This is a genomic window from Micromonospora sp. KC213, assembly GCF_004348325.1.
Lineage (GTDB): Bacteria > Actinomycetota > Actinomycetes > Mycobacteriales > Micromonosporaceae > Micromonospora.
This window is the reverse complement of the sequence record NZ_SMKF01000017.1, coordinates 1-19,581: the sequence shown is the minus strand read 5'-3', so window position 1 is coordinate 19,581 and position 19,581 is coordinate 1. Positions and strand designations below refer to the sequence as shown.

20 protein-coding genes are annotated in these 19,581 nt (G+C 70.3%); 13 read left to right on the top strand and 7 right to left on the bottom strand.

Annotation, left to right across the window (positions count from 1 at the left end; genetic code table 11):
- The first annotated feature begins 31 nt into the window (after positions 1-31).
- The 12 genes from E1166_RS06740 (at position 32) to E1166_RS06685 (ending at position 12,581) form a co-directional block, all read left to right on the top strand.
- Entirely contained in the window at positions 32-1,387 is a 1,356-nt protein-coding gene (locus E1166_RS06740) for an aspartate aminotransferase family protein (RefSeq protein WP_165944262.1), read from the top strand.
- Positions 1,387-2,283, top strand: coding sequence for a dihydrodipicolinate synthase family protein (locus tag E1166_RS06735; protein WP_132336701.1), 897 nt, complete (start codon positions 1,387-1,389; stop codon positions 2,281-2,283). Before E1166_RS06740 ends, E1166_RS06735 begins: the two co-directional genes overlap by 1 nt.
- A gap of 4 nt (positions 2,284-2,287) precedes the next feature.
- Positions 2,288-2,983: an HAD family hydrolase gene (locus tag E1166_RS06730; protein ID WP_165944261.1), complete on the top strand. Its 696-nt coding sequence runs from the start codon at positions 2,288-2,290 to the stop codon at positions 2,981-2,983.
- Positions 2,984-3,029: 46 nt separating this feature from the next.
- Positions 3,030-3,659 (top strand): HAD-IA family hydrolase, encoded by a 630-nt coding sequence (locus E1166_RS06725; protein ID WP_132260905.1) that lies wholly within the window; start codon positions 3,030-3,032, stop codon positions 3,657-3,659.
- Complete coding sequence (locus tag E1166_RS06720) at positions 3,656-5,083, top strand: 50S ribosomal protein L11 methyltransferase (protein WP_132336697.1); 1,428 nt, start codon at positions 3,656-3,658, stop codon at positions 5,081-5,083. Before E1166_RS06725 ends, E1166_RS06720 begins: the two co-directional genes overlap by 4 nt.
- A complete protein-coding gene (locus E1166_RS06715) occupies positions 5,080-6,336 on the top strand; it encodes an ATP-grasp domain-containing protein (RefSeq protein WP_165944260.1) in 1,257 nt (418 codons plus the stop codon). The genes E1166_RS06720 and E1166_RS06715 overlap by 4 nt, the downstream gene beginning before the upstream one ends.
- The gene (locus E1166_RS06710; RefSeq protein WP_132336693.1) at positions 6,333-7,613 is read left to right on the top strand and encodes an MFS transporter; all 1,281 of its coding nucleotides are present in this window, start codon (positions 6,333-6,335) and stop codon (positions 7,611-7,613) included. The genes E1166_RS06715 and E1166_RS06710 overlap by 4 nt, the downstream gene beginning before the upstream one ends.
- Before the next feature lie 26 nt (positions 7,614-7,639).
- Positions 7,640-8,698 carry a saccharopine dehydrogenase gene (locus E1166_RS06705; protein ID WP_132336691.1) on the top strand — a complete coding sequence of 353 codons (1,059 nt, stop codon included), beginning with the start codon at positions 7,640-7,642 and terminating at the stop codon, positions 8,696-8,698.
- A complete protein-coding gene (locus E1166_RS06700) occupies positions 8,695-9,960 on the top strand; it encodes a saccharopine dehydrogenase family protein (protein ID WP_132336689.1) in 1,266 nt (421 codons plus the stop codon). The genes E1166_RS06705 and E1166_RS06700 overlap by 4 nt, the downstream gene beginning before the upstream one ends.
- Positions 9,961-10,083: 123 nt before the next feature.
- On the top strand, positions 10,084-10,980 hold the full coding sequence (gene sigJ / locus E1166_RS06695) for an RNA polymerase sigma factor SigJ (RefSeq protein WP_132336687.1): 897 nt from the start codon (positions 10,084-10,086) through the stop codon (positions 10,978-10,980).
- Positions 10,981-11,073: 93 nt separating this feature from the next.
- Positions 11,074-11,430: a DoxX family protein gene (locus tag E1166_RS06690; RefSeq protein WP_132336685.1), complete on the top strand. Its 357-nt coding sequence runs from the start codon at positions 11,074-11,076 to the stop codon at positions 11,428-11,430.
- 716 nt (positions 11,431-12,146) lie between these two features.
- On the top strand, positions 12,147-12,581 hold the full coding sequence (locus E1166_RS06685; RefSeq protein ID WP_132336683.1) for a VOC family protein: 435 nt from the start codon (positions 12,147-12,149) through the stop codon (positions 12,579-12,581).
- A 93-nt stretch (positions 12,582-12,674) separates the two neighbouring features.
- Here the strand turns inward: E1166_RS06685 and E1166_RS06680 are convergent, their stop codons facing one another.
- The 5 genes from E1166_RS06680 to E1166_RS06655 all read right to left on the bottom strand — a co-directional run bounded on the left by E1166_RS06680 (position 12,675) and on the right by E1166_RS06655 (position 16,119).
- Entirely contained in the window at positions 12,675-12,884 is a 210-nt protein-coding gene (locus E1166_RS06680; RefSeq protein WP_243710224.1) for an NAD(P)H-binding protein, read from the bottom strand.
- A 55-nt stretch (positions 12,885-12,939) separates the two neighbouring features.
- The gene (locus E1166_RS06675; RefSeq protein WP_243710222.1) at positions 12,940-14,046 is read right to left on the bottom strand and encodes an MFS transporter; all 1,107 of its coding nucleotides are present in this window, start codon (positions 14,044-14,046) and stop codon (positions 12,940-12,942) included.
- A 394-nt stretch (positions 14,047-14,440) separates the two neighbouring features.
- The gene (locus E1166_RS06665) at positions 14,441-14,893 is read right to left on the bottom strand and encodes a nuclear transport factor 2 family protein (RefSeq protein ID WP_132260894.1); all 453 of its coding nucleotides are present in this window, start codon (positions 14,891-14,893) and stop codon (positions 14,441-14,443) included.
- A gap of 141 nt (positions 14,894-15,034) precedes the next feature.
- Positions 15,035-15,451: an NUDIX hydrolase gene (locus E1166_RS06660; protein ID WP_132336751.1), complete on the bottom strand. Its 417-nt coding sequence runs from the start codon at positions 15,449-15,451 to the stop codon at positions 15,035-15,037.
- Positions 15,452-15,768: 317 nt separating this feature from the next.
- A complete protein-coding gene (locus E1166_RS06655; RefSeq protein WP_207914042.1) occupies positions 15,769-16,119 on the bottom strand; it encodes a MerR family DNA-binding protein in 351 nt (116 codons plus the stop codon).
- 131 nt (positions 16,120-16,250) lie between these two features.
- Between E1166_RS06655 and E1166_RS06650 the strand changes: the two genes are divergently transcribed.
- The gene (locus tag E1166_RS06650; protein ID WP_243710220.1) at positions 16,251-17,573 is read left to right on the top strand and encodes an MFS transporter; all 1,323 of its coding nucleotides are present in this window, start codon (positions 16,251-16,253) and stop codon (positions 17,571-17,573) included.
- 240 nt (positions 17,574-17,813) lie between these two features.
- Here the strand turns inward: E1166_RS06650 and E1166_RS06645 are convergent, their stop codons facing one another.
- Positions 17,814-18,932 (bottom strand): Gfo/Idh/MocA family oxidoreductase, encoded by a 1,119-nt coding sequence (locus E1166_RS06645; RefSeq protein ID WP_132336675.1) that lies wholly within the window; start codon positions 18,930-18,932, stop codon positions 17,814-17,816.
- Positions 18,902-19,581: ThuA domain-containing protein (locus E1166_RS06640; RefSeq protein WP_132336673.1), on the bottom strand; the 680-nt coding region annotated here is incomplete at its 5' end. The genes E1166_RS06645 and E1166_RS06640, both read right to left, overlap by 31 nt.

Here is a 19,581-nt window from a genome sequence, read left to right as displayed (position 1 = left end):
CAGCGGAAGTTCGTTTCTGATGGGGAGAACCATGGACAGTGCTACCGCGGCCGAACTCACCGCCGCTGACCTGCGGCATCACTGGCACCCGTACACGGACATGGCGGCCTACGCCAAGTCGCCGCTTTTCATCGAGCGGGGCAGCGGGGTCCACGTCTACGACACCGCCGGACGGTCCTATATCGACGCCATTTCCGGCCTGTGGAACGTCAATGTCGGACACGGCAGGCAGGAAATTGTCGACGCCGTTGCCGACCAACTGCGAACCATGGCGTACCAGCCACTCAACGGCCGCTCGCACCCGAGCGCGGCGCGGCTGGCCGCTCGGCTGGCGTCCGTACTGCCCGACCCGCTCAACCGGGTGTTCTTCGCGACGGGCGGCGCCGAGGCGGTGGAGACGGCGATCAAGATCGTACGGGCGTACTGGCTGCACCAGGGCCAACCCCGACGGACCACGGTGATCGGGCTGACCAACGGCTGGCACGGATGCAGCCTCGGCGCGCTCGCCGCCAGCGGCATCGCCGAGGAGAGAACCGGATTCGAGCCGGTGGCCGGCGGGTTCGCCAGCCTGACTGTTCCCTACTCGGCGATGATCGCGTCGGAACCAACGGGGGCGGCGCACCCGGCCGCCGAGGCGTTGGAGGCGCTCATCGAGCAGGAGGGCGCCGACACCGTCGCCGCCTTCATCGGCGAGCCGATCCAGGGGCTCGGCGGCATGGTCGTACCGTCGCGCGAGTTCTGGTCCGCCATCGCCCAGGTGTGCCGACGGCACGGGGTGCTGCTGATCGCCGACGAGGTGGCGATGGGTTTCGGTCGGACCGGAGCCATGTTCTCCGCCGCCCACTACGATCTGCGGCCCGACGTCGTGACGTGCGCCAAGGGCATTACCGGCGGCTACCTGCCGCTGTCGGCCACGGTGGTCAGCGACACCGTGTACGCGCCGTTCGCCGAGCCGGGGCGGAGCCTCTCCCACGGCTACACCTGGGGTGGGCATCCCGCCTCCTGCGCGGCGGCACTCGCCACCCTGGACATCATCGAGCGGGAAGGGCTGTGTGCCCGAGCCGCCACGGTGGGCGCCAAAATCCTGCACGGGCTGAGGGCCGGGCTGAAGGACTGCGCGGTGGTCCGCGAGGTCCGTGGCCAGGGACTCGCCATCGGCGTACACCTGCGGGCCCACCCGGCCGATCCGGACCCCTCCGGGATCGCCGGCCGGCTGTGCCACCGGCTGCGCGACCGCGGCGTGTTGGTACGGCCCGTCGGAGCCGGCGACGTGCTGCCGCTGATGCCGCCGCTGACCATCGACGACGGACTGTCCGGACAACTCGTCGAGGAGTACTGCACCGTCATCCGCGAATACGAGAAGTCGGCCCGGTCGGAGGAGAACTGATGGCCCGTGAACTACCCGTGCACGCGACCCACGCGTTGCTGGTTACCCCATTCACCGACGAGCACGCCCTGGACCAGCGGTCGATGCGTTCACTGGTCGACTTCGTCCTGGCCACCGGCGCCCAAGGCGTTGTCGCGCTCGGCACCACCGGAGAGTTCTTCACGATGCGCCCCGACGAGCGGGTCGAGGTGATGGAGACGGTGATCGACGCCGTGGCCGGACGGGTGCCGGTTACGGTCGGCGTCGGCGCCGACAGCACCGCCAGCGCCGTGGCCCTCGCCCGGCAGGCGCGCGAGGCCGGCGCGGACTGCGTGATGGTCCCGCCGCCGTTCTACTTCGCCCGGTCCGCCGCGGCGCAACGGCTGCACTTCACCACCGTGGCCAGTGCCGTCGACCTGCCGGTCATGATCTACGACGGCGCCGACGGGATCGAGGTCGAGACCGCCACCATCGCCAGCGTCGCCGAGGCCGCGCCCAACGTCCGGTACGTCAAGCTGGCCCTGCCGAAGCCGGACAAGGTTGCCGAGGTGGTGGCGCGGGTGCCGCACCTCGTGGCGTTCGCCGGGGACGACGTCACCCTCGTGGAGGCACTGCGGGCCGGCGCGGTCGGCAGCGCCATCGCGACCGCGAACATCCAGTCGGCGGACCTGAGCAAGCTGCACGCCGCGCATGCCAGCGGTGACCTCGCCGGGGCGACCGCGCTGTTCGCCGGCCGCCTGGCGGCGACGGTCCTGGCCACCGGCAACCCGAAGAGCGAGTTCATCGCGCGGTTCAAGGAGGTGCTCACCGCCCTCGGCGTGATCCAGTCGGCGACGGTCCGACCGCCCCTGTCCCCGATCAGCGCCCGGGCACGCGAGGACCTCCTGGCCACCATGGAGGCGGTCAATGTTCACTGACGGCGTGCCAAGCCGTCCGGCGTACTACGGCTCACACCGGCTCGTAGTCTTCGACCTCGACGGTACGTTGATCGACTCCAAGCCGGTCATGGTGCACGCGTTTCGGACGGCCTACGCCGAGGTGGTGGGCCGCAGTGAGGCGCCCGTGGACAGTTTCCTGCGCCTGCTGGGCGCACCGTTTCCGGAGATACTCGCCCGACTGGGCCTGCCCCACCAGATGTACGAGCCGTTCCGGGCCGCGTCCCGGGCGGGCATCGAGCACATCAGGGCGCACGAAGACGTGCTCACAGTGTGCGAGGCCGTCCGTGACGCCGGGTGCCGCACCGCCATCTACACCGGCAAGGACCGGGAACGGACGGTGGAAATCCTGGACCGGTTCGGACTCTGGCGCCTGTGCGACGGCATCGCAGTCGGCGACGACCCGCAGGCCGGCAAGCCGGCGCCCGACGGCGTGTATCAACTCTGCCGCACCCTCGCGGCGGATCCGGTCGATACCGTGGTCGTCGGCGACTCCGCACTGGACATGCAGGCCGGTCGCGCGGCGGGGGCGGGCACTGTCGGCTGTCTGTGGGGAATCGGGACCGAGGAGGAGCTACGGTCTGCGGGCGCCGACGTGGTGGCCGCCGACCCCCTCCAGTTGCAGACCGCGTTGGCACGGTGGCGCCAGCGGACCGGAATGGTGATGGTGGAGGCACGGTGAGCACAGCTGGGGTGGCCCGACGGGGGAAGCCGAGGGGAAACCCGCGGTGATCGATACGGTGGTGTTCGACCTCTCCGGGGTGGTGTGCCGGATGCGGCACGAACGACGGCTGGCGGCCCTCGCCGCCGCCAGCGACGTACCGGCGGAGCGGCTCGACGCCGAGGTCTGGCAGTCGGGACTGGATGACGACTTCGACCGGGGGCGCTACTCGGCCGGAGAGATCTTCGCACTGTTCCAGCGGCGGTTCGGCTACCGGGGCGACTACCCGGCTTTCCGCCGCGCCTGGGTGGACGGCTTCGCGCCGGACCGGGACCTGCTGGCCGTCGTCGACCGCATCCGGCCCGGTGTCGGGCGTGCCATCCTCAGCGACAACGGGCCGGTACTGCTGGAGGCCCTGCCGGAGCTGCTGCCCGAGGTGGCGGGGCGGTTCCGGCCGATCCTGTTCTCCTGCGGGATGGGCGCGCTGAAGCCGGCCGACGAGGTCTTCACCGCCGCCGTACGCCACTTGGACACGTCACCCGACCGGCTGCTGTTCTTCGACGACCTGGCCGAGAACGTCGCCGCGGCCCGCCGGGCCGGCTGGCAGGCCAGCGTGTACCACGACGCCGCCGGTGCCGAGGCACGGCTGGCCGAGGCGGGACTGTTGACCGTTCCGGCCGGGAAGGGAGCGTCATGACGTCATCCCGGACGCGCCTGGCGCGCCACCTGCGGGTCGCCGGGATCGCCGCGCGGTTCGACGCGGACCGCCGACGGGAACCCTTCGGCTACCAGGTGTGGCCGGGCGAGGGTGTGCCGGCACCCTACGACGTCTCGCACGATGCGCTGGTCCGCGGCCTCACCGCGGCCTACCCGGGCCCGGACGGCGACGGACCCGGCGCTGCCGTGCTCCGGGAGGTCCTCGGCGAGTTGTGTGAACTGGGGGTGCTGCGCCCCGACGGCACGGCCGGCGACTGGGCCGTGACCGGCCACCGGGGGCTGCTCGCGGTGCAGGACCGCCGCGACCGTACGGGCCGCACGACGGAGCAGCCGGCCGTCTACCTCGGCCCCGACTCGCTCCGCTTCGTCGACATCCTGCTGGCACAGGACCTGCACGGCACCGCCCTCGAGGTGGGCTGTGGATCCGGCCTCGCGTCCTGCGCGCTGGCCGTCCGTTGCGGACCGGTGACGGCCATCGACGTGGTTCCCGAGGCGGTACGGGCGACCGGCGTCTCCAGTCGGCTCAACGGGGTGGCGGACCGGGTCCGGCCACTGCGGTGCGCGCTGGAGGAGTTCACGCCGCCCGGACGGTACTCCGTGGTGGCGGCCAACCTGCCTGGTGTGCCGGTGCCGCCCGGGATCCGCTACTCCCCCGCCGGTGACGGCGGCCCGGACGGCTTGCGGCTGATCCGCCGCCTTGTCGACCGGCTGCCCGAGCTGATGGAGCCGGACGGGACGGCGGTGATGCGGTTCCAGAGCCTGACCCGTGGCGGTGAGCTGCGCTTCGCAAAGGACCTCCGGCGAGCCTGCGCCGCCCACGGCTGGGACGGGTTGGTCCTGGTCGAGGCGTGGGCGCCGGCCTCCGTCCGCGCGGCGCTGACCGCCACGTACGCCGGCCCGGACAACCCGGGCCGCGGCTACCCCGAGCTGTTCGCCGCCGCTCGCGGCCACCTGATCGAGGTGGGCGCGGACGGGTTCGCCAGTTGTTCTCTTGTCCTGCGGGGCGCCGGACGTGGTCACGTGGTCGTGCGGGACCTGACCGGATCGCCGGGAGGGTTCGGGGAGGCCGTCGCCGGCCGCCTCGTCGCGGACACGGCAGCGGTCGGTCGGGAGCACGCGGCGGCCCTCGGGGCGTCGTACTACGCACGGGCGCGAGCCCTGCCGGACGAATTCTGGGAGTTGGGCGGCGCCGGGCAACTGGCCGAGCCGCTGGCCCGGCTCGACGAGCTGGTGACCGGCTGGTCCCGGCCGCAGGACGTGGCCGAGGTGACGGCAGAGGTCTTCGCGGCCCTGGCCGAGAAGGACCACGCGCGGGCGGAGGCGATGGTACTGGCCGTACGGGTGCTCGCCGACGTGCTGCTCGAAGCCGGAATCCTGACGCCGTACCAGAAGGAGGAGTCGTGAACAAGCAGGCTTCCGGCGCCACGGTGGCGATCGTCGATCCACTGTCCGGCGGCAAGTTCCTGGCGTCCGAGTTCGCCCGCCGGGGCTGGTCTGCCGTCGCGGTGCTCAGCCGGCCGACGCTGCCGGAGTTCTACACCTCCCAGCTGTGTCCCGACGACTTCCTGGACGTGATCCAGGCCGACGGGGACGTCGACGAGGTCCTGGCACGGCTGGCGACGTACCAGGTGAGGTCCGTGCTCCCGGGCGCCGAGACCGGGGTGGCGCTGGCCGACGAACTGGCCGAGCGGTTGTGCCTGGTCGGCAACGGTACGGCGCTGAGCGCCCACCGACGTGACAAGTACCTGATGATGGACGTCCTGGCCGCCAAGGGCATACCGGTGCCGGAGTCCGGCAGTTTCGACACGGCCGCGGACCTGGTGGCTTGGACCGAGGCTGGTCCGGGGTGGCCTGTGGTGATCAAGCCGCGTCGCAGTTGCGGCACCGACAGCGTGTACTTCTGTCAGGACGCGGAGCGGGCCCAGGCCGCGGTGGCGGCCATCGTCGGGCAGATCAACGTGATCGGGGAGCTCAACGACTCGGTCTGCGTCCAGCGCCTGGTCACCGGCGACCAGTACTTCGTCAACACGATCAGTCGGGCCGGTCGGCACAGCGTCTGCGAGATCTGGCAGGACCGCAAGCGGGCACTGCCGGGCCGCAGCCTGGTGTACGACATCGAGGAGTTGGTCCCCTACGGCGTCGGGCCGACCCGGGAACTTGTCAGCTATGTCAAGAGCGTGCTTGACGCGCTCGCGCTGACCGAGGGGCCGGCGCACACCGAGGTCATGTGGACCGCCGAGGGCCCGATGCTGATCGAACTCAACCCGCGTGTACAGGGCTCGATCATCACCGAACCGGTGACCGCGGCGTTGGGTCACAACCACGTCACCCGCACGGTCGACGCCGTGACGGACCCGGACTCGTTCCTGGCCACCGTCGACGAGCCGTACCATGCCGCCCGCCGGCTGCGGGCCGTCTCCCTGATCGCACCGGACGACGGCCAGATCGGTGATCCGTCACTGCTGTGTACCGAGTTGATCCCCACCCTCGCCGGGGTGATGGGCGACGTCCGGGCCGGACGGCCGGTGCAGCGTACGGTCGACCTCTTCAGCTCGCCCGGCTGCGTGTACCTGCTCGCCGACACCGACGAGGAGATCGAACGGGACACCGCGCGCATCCGCGCCATCGAGCGCGACGGCCTCTACGCGCCGCGGTGACCGCGCCGTCGCCACCGCAGGGCCGGGCAAGCCTCGCACCGGGCCGGGGCACCATCGCCACGATCGGCTGGAGCCTGGCCGCCCGGCTGCACCTCGCGGCAACGACGATCGCGGTGACGCTGCTGGTCACCGACTGGGGGTACTCGTACGGTCAGGCCGGGATGGTGCTGGCCGGCCTGACCGTCGGCCAGGGCATCGCCGGCCCGGTGAACGGCAGGTTGGTGGACCGGTGGCCGCAACACGTCGCTCTCGGGTTCACCGTGGTGGCGTACAGCGGCGGCCTCGTCGCGCTGTCGCTGCTGCCAGGTCCGCTGCGGGCGACCGCTCCGGCGTTGGCGCTCCTGGTAGGGCTGGCGAACCCGCCGGTCACCCAGACCGGCCGGAAGATCCTCGCCCGGCTCGCTCACGGGCGGGAACTCGAACGGCTGTACCGGCTGGACGCGACCGGCCAGGAGCTGATCTTCGTGATCGCGCCGCCGCTCGTCGCCCTGGTCGGCGCCGCGTCCGGCGGCCGGGCCGCGGTGTGGACCCTCGCTGGGCTGGCGCTCGGCGGTGGCCTGGGCTTCGCCGTACGACTGCGTCGGTTGGCCGCCGGGTCCGACGGCACAGTGCCGACCGACGACGACGCGGACGGGACGGGGCGGCACCGACCCGCCGCCCTGCTCGCCGTTGTCGCCGCGATGGGTTGTGTCATGGTGGCGATCACCGCGGTGGACCTCGCCCTGCTGGCCTGGGCCCGGGACCGCGGAAGCCTCGCGCTCGCCGGCTGGTTCGCCGCGACCTGGGCGGTCGGCTCGCTGGTCGGCGGGGCGGTCAGCACGCTGGCCCCGGGCCGGCTGGCGTCCGGCCCGGTACGCCGCCTCTTCTGGTTCGCCTCCGGTCTCGTGATCCTGCTGCCGGCGCTCCTGGTGGGTGAGGGCCGCGGCGCGGCCGGCCCCGTGCTGGTCTGCCTTGCGCTGGCCATCGGCGGAACGGCGATCGCACCCGCGCTGGCCGTCCTGTACCACGCCGTCGTGAGGGCGTCGATCCCTCGAAGGCGCGGCGAGGCCTTCGGCTGGTTCGCCACCGGCGTCACGGTGGGCGCCGGGGTGGGCGCGCCCCTCACCGGTGCCGTGTACGACCTCGGCGGTGTCCGCCCGGCCCTCGTCGTCGCCGTCGCCGCCGGCTATGCCGCCGTGCTCCTGATGCTGCCGGTTCGGCACGGGGACCAGACCGCACCGGACGACGGCGTACCGGTTGACGCCGTACCCGGCGGTCCCTCCGCGGCCGGCAGCTGACCGCCACGGAAAGGAGAGCAGCCCTCATGCCGGATGCGCCTCAGCTCTGGATGCGACACGAGGCACGCGACTCGGAGCACCGGGCCCCGATCGTGCCGGCGGACGCCGCGCGCCTACTGGCCGCCGGCCTGACGATCACCGTGGAGGACTCGCCGCAGCGAGCCTTTCCGACCGCGGACTACGCCGCCGTCGGCTGCCGGATCGCGCCAGCCGGCAGTTGGCCGCAGGCACCCGCGGACACCTATATCCTCGGGCTGAAGGAGTTGCCGGGCCAGCCGTGGGCGCTGCGGCACCGGCACATCTTCTTCAGCCACTCGTTCCAGCGCCAGCACGGCAGTCGGGAGCTGCTCCGCCGGTTCGCGGACGGGGGCGGCGTCATCCTCGACCTCGAGTATCTGACCGACGCCGAGGGCCGGCGCCTCGCGGCGTTCGGCTACTGGGCCGGTTACGTCGGGGCCGCGCTGGCCGTCCTGCACCGCCGAGGCGTGCTGCGACCACCGCTGCGGCCGGGCTCGCGCGCGGCGCTCGACCGGCTGCTGGCCGGGACGGGTGGATCCCCGGCGCCCACGGCGCTGGTGATCGGCGCGCTGGGACGGTGTGGCACCGGTGCGCGCGAAGCGTTGGCGACCGCCGGCGTCCGGTCGACCGACTGGGACCTCCCGCAGACCCGCCACCTCGACCGGGCGGCGCTGCTCGATCACGAGGTACTGGTCAACGCCGTGCTTGTCCGGCAGCCGGTACCGCCGTTCGTCCGCGTCGAGGACCTGGCGTCGCCGCATCGCCGGCTGTCCGTCATCGCCGACGTGACGTGCGATGTCGCCTCCCCCCACCACACCCTGCCGGTCTATCGGCACACCACCACCTGGCACGAACCGGTGGCCGCGGTAAGCGGGGCCGAGCCGCCGCTCGATGTCATCGCCCTCGACAACCTGCCGTCGCTGCTGCCCCGGGAGTCGAGTGCGGCGTTCTCGGCCGATCTCATGCCGCACCTGGCCGAACTCGGCCGGTCCGCCGCACAGTGGGACCGGTGCCTGCGTCGGTACCACGAAGCAGTCGATGCCCTCGGAATCGAAGGAGCGCCATGAGAGACACGACAGCTGAGGCGACGGGTTCTGTCACCCAGGCCACCACCGCCGTCCCGGCCGCCAGGCCCACGCCGGCCTCCGGGCCCGCGTCGGCCGCCCCGGCAAGCGGCACCGTGCACTGGCTGGGTACCGGACTGTCCACCGGGAGCGGTCTGGGGTTGCTCTCCGAGTGGTCCGACCGCACGGTGCTGTGGGCGCGAACGGTCGGCAAGGCGCAGGCATGCCTGGACCGTCTCGGCCTCACCGGCAGGGTGGAGCCGCGGGCCCTCCCCCCGTCCGCCGAGCCGGTGGAGCTGGGGGCCGGGGACGTGGTCGTGTCGATGCTGCCGGCCACCGAACACCCGGCCGTACTCCGTACCTGCCTCGAAGCCGGCGCGCATTTCGCCTGCTCCAGCTATGTGTTTCCGGCTCTACCGGCCGAGCTGCCAGCTGCCGAACGCGCCGGTCTGGTGCTGCTGGCCGAGGCGGGCCTGGATCCGGGTATCGACCACCTGATGGCGCACGACCTGGTGGAGCGAGCGGTCGCGGCGGTCGGGACCAGACCCGGCACGGTCCGCTTCACCTCGTACTGCGGCGGCCTGCCCGCGGTACCGAACGACTTCCGGTACCGGTTCAGTTGGGCCCCACGGGCCGTGTTGTCGGCGCTCCAGCAACCCGCGCGCTACGTGTGGGACGGCGAGGCGCGGTCCACCGCCACGCCCTGGGAACACACCCGGCCGTACGTCATCGGTCAGGAGACCTTCGAGGTCTACCCGAACCGGGACAGCCTGCCCTTCCAAGCCCAGTACGGCCTGCCGGCGGGCTGGCGGACGGACACGTTCGTCCGGGGCACGCTGCGCCTGGCCGGGTGGCGAGCGGCGTGGCAGCCGGTCTTCGCCGAGCTGACCGCCGGAGACGAGGCACGCATCGCCGAGTTGGCCGGCCGGCTGGCCGCCTCCTATCCGATGACCACGACCGACGTCGACCGGGTCGTGCTGTCGGTGGCGCTGGAGGTGATCGGTGACGACGGCCCACAGTGGTCGGGCGCGTACCACCTCGACAGCGTCGGCGATCGGACACAGAGCGCGATGGCCCGGTGTGTCTCCGTCCCTCTGGCCTATGGTGTCGGCGAGATCCTGGCCGGCAGGTTGTCCGCCGGCCTGCACCGTGCCGCCGAGAACGCCGCAGACGCCCGGCGCTGGCTGGAGTTCATCCGCGAGCGGGGGATCGACTGGCGCCTGGAGGAAGGTGTGGCCCTGCCCGGCCGTACCACGACCGGCTGATCCGGGACGGGTCCCGGCACAGTCGTCAGGCGATGCCGAGTAGTGCCAGCGGGCGGGCTGTCGGAGGCGTGATGCCGGTTCGCGGCGGCGATGTTGGTGATGCCGGCGGTGCGGAGTGCGCCGATGGCAGATCATGGTCGGGTGGCCGGAAGCGTGTCGGGTGACCAGCATGAGCTGCCCTTCGTGAAGCACCGTGGGTTGTTGTACGCGGTCGCGTACCGGGTGCTCGGCAGCGTCAAGGAAGCCGAGGACGTGGTGCAGGAGGCCTGGTTGCGATGGAGTCGCGTCGAACCGGCCACGGTGGTGGACGCCGAAGCCTTTCTGGTTCGGGTGACCATCCGGCTGGCGATTGATCAGCTACGCAGCGCGCGTGTGCGGCGTGAGTCCTACATCGGACCGTGGCTGCCTGAGCCCATCCTCACCCGTCCGGACATCGCCGACGATGTGGTCCTTGCCGATTCTGTTTCCACTGCCCTGCTGCTGGTCCTGGAGACGTTGTCTCCGTTGGAACGCGCGGTGTTCGTGCTGAGCGAGGCGTTCGGGTACCCGTATGCCGAGATCGCGCGCTTCCTGGGGCGTGGGGAGCCGGCGGTACGGCAGCTCGCGCACCGGGCGCGAAAGGCGGTCGTGAGCCGCCGTCGCCGATATGACAGTGACCCCGTGACCCGGCAGCAGGTGACCGAGCGATTCCTGGCCGCCTGTGCCGGTGGTGACATCACCGCACTGGTCGAGGTTCTGGCACCGAACGTGACGATGGTCAGCGACGGCGGCGGCCTCACCGGCGCGCCACGCAGGCCGATCCACGGTTCGGACCTCGTGGCCCGGGCCATCGTCGTGCTCTCCCGGCAACAGCCGGTGGGCTCGACGGCCCGGGTGCTCCACCTCAACGGCGGCCCCGGCGTCGTCGTCCGCTGTGACGGAACGCCGGTGCTCGCGATGACCCTGCACATGGTGGACGGCTTGGTTCAGACCATCCACGTGGTCAGCAACCCACACAAGCTGACAGCGATAGCACTGTGACCTAGAACACTCAGCACTGTGTCACATGTCGGGGTCACCGCCTCGTCCGTGAGCGACTGGTAAACCGCCGCTCTCATGGATACGGAGACGCCGATGTCCGCCATCTATCTCACGGTGACCCTGCTCGCCTCAGCCCTCAACGGTTCGGCTGCCATCGCAAACGTGATCGGCCACGAATACCCGAAGACGGAGGCGGACCGCAATCGGGTACCCCGATCCTGGGTACGGCCATTGGGAATGATCCTGGGCGCAGGCGCGCTCGGCTTGCTGGCCGGGCTCGTCGTGCCGGTCGTGGGTACGCTCGCGGCGGCCGGCCTGGTCTTGTACTTCCTCGGCGCGCTGGTAGCACATGTGCGGGCGGGCAATTTCCGACTCGGCGCCTGGGCACTGTTCTTCGGACTCGCTCTGGCCGCACTCACCGTCAACCTCGCCTATCACCGGGACGCCTGATGGGACTGGTGGGTGGGGTCAGCGCTGGAGGTCACGTCGGCGTCGGCCTACCAACGTGTCTGGCAGCGTGAACCGCCGCACTCGCGTCCGCACCGGCACGTCGCCGACGGACGGCCGGTGTGCCACACCGATGAGCGAATGGCTGCCGTTCATCGGCACGGCCGGACATTGCCTTGATCGAAAAGGGTGACGCAGCGTCACGCGGTCGGCGGCATTGGGTCCGGCCCGGAGAGTCGAGTCGCCGCCAGAGTGATTGGCGCGTTGGCCCCCGGGCCGGACGGCCGGGGTCATGGCCGTCCGCAAACTTCGTCGCCGTGGCGCGTCGGGTTCGGCGACAATGCTCGCCGAACCCGAGGCGACCGCGCCGACCTCGACCAGGGCACCCTGGCTGGTATCCCTGACTAACGCCTGGCGGCAACCGAAGGGCAGCCCCTTATGGGCCTTCATCCTCGGGCACCAGGGAGCGCTGCGGCTTCCCTGACCCCAGGTCACCGAGTAGGCACAGCACGACCTCAGGGAGAGTTGACCGGCCGCAGGACGGCAGACACCGGTAGACGTAGGTGATGGTGGTCTTATGGACCGCAGGAGCTCGTGAACCGGCTCTGAACTGCGACGATTCATAGACTACATGTCCGCGACGGTCGGTCAGAGTTCTCCGGGGATCACGAACACTGGTCACGGCGGCAGCTGTCAGAGGTGTGCAGTACGGTCCTGTCGTGGCAGCCAAAATTGATCTGACCCTCGATTGCGCGAACGCACAACTCCTCGCCGATTTCTGGAAGACGGCACTGGGCTATATCGACGAGCCGCCCCCTGCTCCCTTCAAGACCCGCGAGGAGTGGCTCGCGCAGTTTGACCTGCCGGAGGACGACTCCGAGGACGACGGAGCGTGGCTCTGCGACCCCGACGGCGTCGGCCCTCGCCTCTCCATCCTCAAGGTTCCCGAACCGAAGGCGGCGAAGAACCGGCTTCATATCGATGTTCGGGTGCCGGGACACGGCAGTGCGGGTGAGCGGTGGGCGCGAATCAAGGCGGAGTCTGAGCGGCTGGTGAAGGCGGGCGGGGCCGTCCGGCAGGAGTTCGACGGGCATCACGTTGTGATGGCCGACCCGGAGGGCAACGAGTTCTGCGTCGCCGCAGCCTCGGCCTGAGGCAACCCGACCCCATCACGGACCTGGACGCCCGGCACGCCTGGCGGACCCGGGTCGACACGCTCATCCCGCCCGGCACCGAACAGACCACTTTCAGCACCTCACGGCTGTTCGCTGCCACCTGCCCCGAAGCCCGCCGGCGACGTTCTGAACAACCCGGTACCGGGTGACGCTCGGATGGTCGAACAGCCCGGATGGGCGGGCGATCGTCCAGTCCAGGTCGCTTTCGCGGACGGGGGTTTCCATGCGGCGCATGTCCTCGTGCGCGGTGTGGCCCAGCCTGCGGTTCAACAGCGGGTCCATGACGGTGTTGAAGAAGAACTCGCCCGTCGGTCGCCAGGTCGGATCCGGAAACGCCTCAGAGGAGGTGCCCTCGCGGGTTTGTCGACCTGGCCGAAACGAACGCGGCGAGCAGGGCGGCGCCCGAGCCGAGGACCATCAGAATCGACGGCGACGTCGCGTCGACCACCACGCCGCCGAGGACCGCGCCTAATGCGATGGTGGCCTGGAACGACGATGTGAACAGCACGGACGCGGCCTCGGTTGCGCCAGCGGCCGCGAACCAGGACTGCGAACAGATGGGCACGGCCCCGTAGGCGAAGCCCCACACGGCCAACAGCACCATCGCGCCGATGGTTGCGGTGCCGAACGTGGGCAGCATCGCGGTGGCCGAGGCGAGAGCGACAGCGCTGGCCGTCATGGTGGCCCGAAGTCGCAGTCGTACGGCCGCGCCAGCGACGAAGTTGCCCACGACGCCGGCGACACCGTAGACCAACAGGAACGGGGTGACCGAGCCGACGCCGGTGACCTGCTGCAGAAAGGGGGTCACGTAGGTGTAGGTGCCGAAGTGCGCGGTCACCACGAGGGCCGTGAGGATCAGGGCGGTGCGGCCGGTGGAACCACCCGCCAGACTCGTCAACGCGGCGAACCTGACCGGTCGCTCGGCCGGCAGCGGCGGCAGCACCACGACCAGTGCCACCAGCACGATCACGCTCAGCGCACCGAGCACGACGAATGCGCTACGCCAGCCACCGTACTGGGCGATGAAGGTCCCGGCTGGAACACCGAAGACCGATCCCAACGGTACGGCGGAAAAAACTACCGCGGTTGCCACGCCGACCTGTTCGGGTCGCACCAGCCGTGCCGCAAGCCCCGCACCGATCGACCAGAAGCCGCCGATCACGATGCCGACGAGTGCTCGGGACGCCACCACGACGGCATAGGATGCCGCGGTGGCGGCCAGCACGTTCGCCACGGCCAGGAGCAGCATCAGGCCGCACAGCAGCGTCCGCCGGTCGAGCCGACCGGCGGCGACGGCGACGATGGGTGCCGACACGGCCGCAAGCAGGCCCGGCATGGTCATCGTCAGACCAGCCGTGCCGTCGGAGACACCGAATGTGGAACCGATGCAGGTCAACAAGCCGATCGGCAGGATCTCGGCGGTGACGATGACGAAGATGCCCATCCCGATCCAGACAACGGCCAACCAACCGAGCAGCGGGGACCGGCTGACGGCACGACGAGCGGTTGCGGTCGAAGGTGAAACCAAGCGTGGCATCCGCCAAGCCAACAGTGACCGACGGGTTATCGCTGGCGGCTATCAGCCGCGACCATCAACAGACGACCTGCAGAACCGGTCGGTGTGCAGCAGGGCCGGGCAGGGTGACCAGCACAGGTAGCAGGCGAGTTCGCCGCTGGGGATCCACTGGGCGAGGTGGCCGACGCGGATGAGGGTGCGGCGTCGTTGACCGCCACTCGTCGGTCGCAGCCGGCCGCCAGGAGGTAGCCGACGCCACGGTGTTCGAGGTCAGGGCGCAGGCCAGGGTCCGCTCCGGTCGACGCATCCCCCCGCTCTTCGATCACGTGGGCGCGACGACATCCTCACTCGCGGCGCTGACGTGTGCCGCGATGAGGCGCCATCCCCGGTCGGCCTCGTGGACCCAGGTGCGGGTGTAGCGAACTCGGGCGAGGAACGGTTGCCCGGCCATCGCCCCCTCCAGCGTGCCGAGAAAGAAGGTCAAGCCGGTGCCGCCAGCCACCAGCACCCCCAAGTCCTCCTCGTCAACCCTGGTTATCGTCTGCTCACCGGATCGGTGCACATGTAGGTCGTCCTGCTTGGAGTAGAGCCTGCCATCCGGGCCAGTGAAGACCAGTCGGTCATCGAGCAGGCGATCCAATGTCTGGACGTCAGATGTCAACTGCGCTCGCTGAAGACGGCGTTCGGCGTCGCGAAGTGCCTCGACACCCGCAGGATCAGCATCGCTGGTCGGCGTCTCGGTGGCATCATCAGACGAGTTACCCGGGTGCGACATCCTGACCCTTCCGGACGAGACGATTGTTCCTGGCAGGCGACGGGGCGGCCGCAAGACAAGTGGCAGCCCGCTCTTTGATGGTGCTGCGGCTGAACGCGCGGTCGTACCGATGAGCGCGCACCCCTGGCTCCCAGAGCGACGTCACGTGGCGAGCACGGCGGTGAGCATCGAGGGGTACGACTCGTGGGCGAGACGCAACCTGTCAAGGTCGGACGTCTCGAACCACGCCACAGCGTCGTGTTCGTCCGGCGCGGCGTTGACAGGTGTTCCGGTCCACCTGTCGATCAACCAGATCTGCATGTCGAACGTCGCGGTCCGGATCTCATGCATCGGCGGGCTGGACGGCTCCGATGCCGTGATCCCCAACTCCTCCCGAAGCTCGCGGACAAGGCTCTCCTTCGGATCCTCCCCCTCGTCAACATGACCGCCCGGCAGGTCCCACACATCCGGATACCAACGGCGTCCGGCGCTTCGATGACACAGCAACACCCGATCGCCGTCGCGAAGAACGGCCGTCACAATCCGGGCCCGACCGGAGTCGTCAGCGGAGATCGTCATCGGCACATTCTGACCCATGCGGATCTGCCGCTCCGGGTGGACCGGTGTTCATCGCCGGTGGCGACGCACGGTGATATATGACTGCCTCTCCTGCTTCGACTTGTCGGGCTCGACGTTGCGGGGTTCGCCGCTGCGATGGCACTGTTGGCAGTGGACGACGCCGGGCCGGACTCCTGTCTTGCGCCGTCGGGCATCGACCACAGCGGTCATCGAAGGGCTGGACCGGTGGCTTGCCGCGATCGCCGCCGCCTGGAGCGCATCGCGCCCGCCACGCCGCAGGCGCGGTTCCCGGACGGTCTGTCGTGAGCGCCTGTCGGTCAGGGTGCCGCGTCCGTGGTGTCGAGTAGTACGCACTGATCGAATTTCATGCAGCCGCACTCCAGGCAGTCCGCTACTGCCTGCCGCAGGGCCTGGGTCTGTGCGATGTGTTGGTCGAGTTCGGGCAGCTTACGCGTGGCCATGTCCCGCCACTGGCGGGTAGCGGATGGTGTGGTGTCGGCGGCTAGCAGTTGTGTGATCTCGGCGAGGGTGAACCCGACCCGCTGTGCCATCTTGATCAGGGCGACCCGGCGGACGGTGCTCGCGGGCCACACTCGGCGTCCGCCTTCGCGGTGTGCACGGGGCAGCAGACCGCGCTCCTCCCAGTAGCGCAGTGCTGAAGCGCGCACGCGGGCTTTGTTCGCGATCTCACTGATGGGTAGATATCGCATGCCCGTCCCTTTCCCGATCCTGCCTTGACTTCAAGCATGCTTGAAGGACGACTGTGAGCTGCATGTTCTCAGCAGCACCGGGACGCCTGATGCCCGGCCCCTACCGCTCCCTGTTCGCCGACCGCACCTTTCGGCGGCTGATGCCGGTCTTCGCGTTGTCTGACCTGGGCGACGGCATGACCGTCGTCGCCATCGCGTGGCTCGCGTTCGCGCTGGGGCCCGACGGCGGCCAAGGCGCGCTGGCGGGCGTCGCTGTCGCCGCCTACGTCCTGCCCGGTGCCCTCGGCGCACTGGTCCTGGGCCGATGGATGCGGCGGCTTCCGGCGCAGTCGCTCCTGGTCACTGACTCCGCGCTACGGGCCGTGCTGCTGGGGGCGGTCCCGGTCGCGCACGCGGCGGGAGTGCTCACCCCGGCCGTGTACGTCGGGCTCCTGGGTGCCTCCTCGCTGCTACACGCCTGGGGCAAGGCCGGCAAGCATGCCCTGTTCGCTCCCCTGCTTTCCGACAACCAGCGTCTGACAGCCAACAGCGTGCTCAGCACCAGTCTGTGGAGCGCGATGATCGCTGGTCCAGCTCTCGCGGGCCTGCTCGTGGGAGTGGTGTCCCCGGTATGGATCATCGGCTTGGACGCTGCCACGTTCGCCGTGCTCGCCTTCCAGACCGGCCGCATCAACCTGCCCTGTTCACCAACATCAGGGCCGGTGGCCAGCGACACACGGCAAGGGCTGAGTATTCTGCGGCGTCAGCCGGAACTTCTCGGCCTGCTCGTCGTCACCTGGGTGTTCAACCTCGCTTTCGGCCCCGTCAAAGTCGCCCTTCCCTTGTTCGTCTCCGACAACCTCGATGCCGGCGCGGGGCTGCTCGGTGCCTATTGGGCCGCCTTCGGGATCGGAGCCGTCGTCGGCGCTCTGGCGCTAGGCACGGCTAGACAGCTTCCCCTGTGGCCAGCCATGCTCGGCATCATCGCGGGTCACGGCGTCGGAATGCTCCCCTTCGCCATCACGCACACCGCCGTCCCTTCCCTGATCGGCTTCGTTTTCGCCGGACTCGTCTACGGCCCCTACTCCGCGCTCTCCTTCACCCTGATTCAGGACCGCGCGCCCGCCGACTCGCTCACCACGGTTCTGGCTGCACGCAACGCCGTACTCCTGACAGCCTCCCCCCTTGGAGCGGCGCTCGGAGGCTTCCTCCTTGACCGGACCAGTGCCCCCGCTATTCTCGTCGGATGCGGTGCATTGATGATCCTCATCGTTCCCACCAGCACCGTTGCACTGAAGCTTTACGGAAATCACCGACGCTGGCATCAGCCCCCGCGTCCCGGCCGACCGAGCGGTAGGCCGCGTCCGCGTCCGCGTCCGCAGTCCAACCGGCCGGCAGCAGCACGGCACCAGCCCCAGCCGCGCCGGCGGTGAGAAGTTTCCTTCTCGTCACTTCAGACATCGTGCTTGTCCAAGCAGTTGACATCGGCAACAACCGATGCTGTTGCGGAACGTTCCATCGGCCAACGGCATCGCGCGCAGCGTCCTCCCCCGCGGGTCGGCCGGCGCGGCCGAGGCGGTCGCGGCCAGCCCGTAGCCTGCGGTCAGACTGCGGTGAAGCGGCGGGAAGCCGCCGGGCAGGCCGCGCCGGGGCACCACCACGTGCCGGCGTCCTCAGCGCCCGGGCGCGAGGGCTGACAGCCAGTCCTCGGCCGGGGTGAACGGGACGGGTGCGGGACGTTCGACCGCCGTCGTCAGCTCGACCCGTCGGCCCTCGGCGGCCGAACCGAGCAGGGCGGTCATGACGTCGAGTACGTGCAGCGCCACCTCACCGCTGGCCCGCGGCGGACGCATCTCGTCGGCCCGGACCAGGTCGATCAGGCCGACCCCCCGGGAGGCGGCGACGTAGCCGGCCCGCGGTTCGAGGGCGCGCCACCCGGGGCCGTCGAGCGCGAGATGACGGACCTCGCCGTCGAAGTTGTTGGGATCGGGTACGGCGAGGGTGCCGTTCTCCCCCTGCACCTCGATCGGCGCGGCCGTCGTCGCGACACCGTCGAAGCTGGTCGTGAGGGTGGTCAGGGCGCCGCCCACATGCTCCAGCACACCGGTCACGTGGGTCGGCACCTCGACCGGGATCCGCTGCCCGAGGCGGGGGCCCGAGCCGATGACCCGGGCATCACGCAGCTGGCTGGCCGCCCCGATCACCGCACGGACCGGCCCGAGCAGGTGAACCAGCGCCGAAATGTAGTACGGCCCCATGTCCAGCAGCGGGCCGCCGCCCGGGGCGTAGTAGAAGTCGGGGTCAGGGTGCCAGCGCTCGTGTCCCGGGGTGACCATGACGGCCGACGCGGAGAGCGGGCGCCCGATCAGTCCACCGTCGATCGCCGCTCGGGCGGTCTGCGTACCGGTGCCCAGGACGGTGTCCGGCGCGCAGCCGACGCGGACGCCGGCCGACGCCGCCCGGTCGATGATCGACCGGCCCTCCGGGAACGTGACGGTGAGCGGCTTCTCGACGTAGACGTTCCTGCCGGCGTCGATCGCCGCGCCCGAGATCTCGGCGTGCGCCGCCGGGATCGTGAGGTTGAGCACCGTCGCCACGTCCGGGTGGTGGAGCAGTCGCTCGACGCTCACCGCCTCGGCGCCGGGAATCGTGGCGGCGGCAGCGACGGCCCGGGCCGCGTCCCTGTCGGCCACCGCGACGACGCGCACCGTGGGATGGTTGGCGAGCGTGTTCAGGTACGCGCGGGAGATGACCCCGAGACCTACGATGCCGACGCCGTGCGGGTCGCCCACACCATCCCCCTCTCGATGACGGTACGGACGCAGGCGTGCTCCAGAACGTCGAGACTGTGTCCCGGAGTCGTCACGACGATCCGCCCGGCGCCCCAGTTTCGGGTCCAGATCGCCGGCGAGGTGACCGGCCGGTGCCACGGGTGCCACGCCCGCGTCGGGTGGGTGGTGGTGGCCAGTACCTCGATCAGGTCGTCGTGCAGCACCCAGTACTGCTCGGTGACCAGGTCGAAGTCCTCGATCCCGGCGGTGATCGGATGCTCCCGGCCGAGGTCGGTGATCTTGACCGAGTGCGGCAGGAAGTTGTCCTCCTCTCCGCCGCTACGTTCGCACGGTTGGATGCCCGGATGGGTGGCGAACTGGCCGCCCACCAGGTGCAGGTAGTCCGAGGAGGCGCGGAACGAGTCGACGATGCCGCCGTGCCAGCCGGTGAAACCCGTCCCGGCGACGACCGCCGCAGCCAGACCCGCCACCTGCTCCCCGGTGATCTGCGACATCGTCACGCACTGCACGATGAGGTCGGTGTCGGCCAGTTCGGCGGCATCGGCGTAGATCTCCGTCGACCCCTCCACCCGTACCACGTATCCGCTGCGTTCGAGGAACGGGATGAACAACTCCGTCGCCTCGACCGGCCGGTGTCCCTCCCACCCGC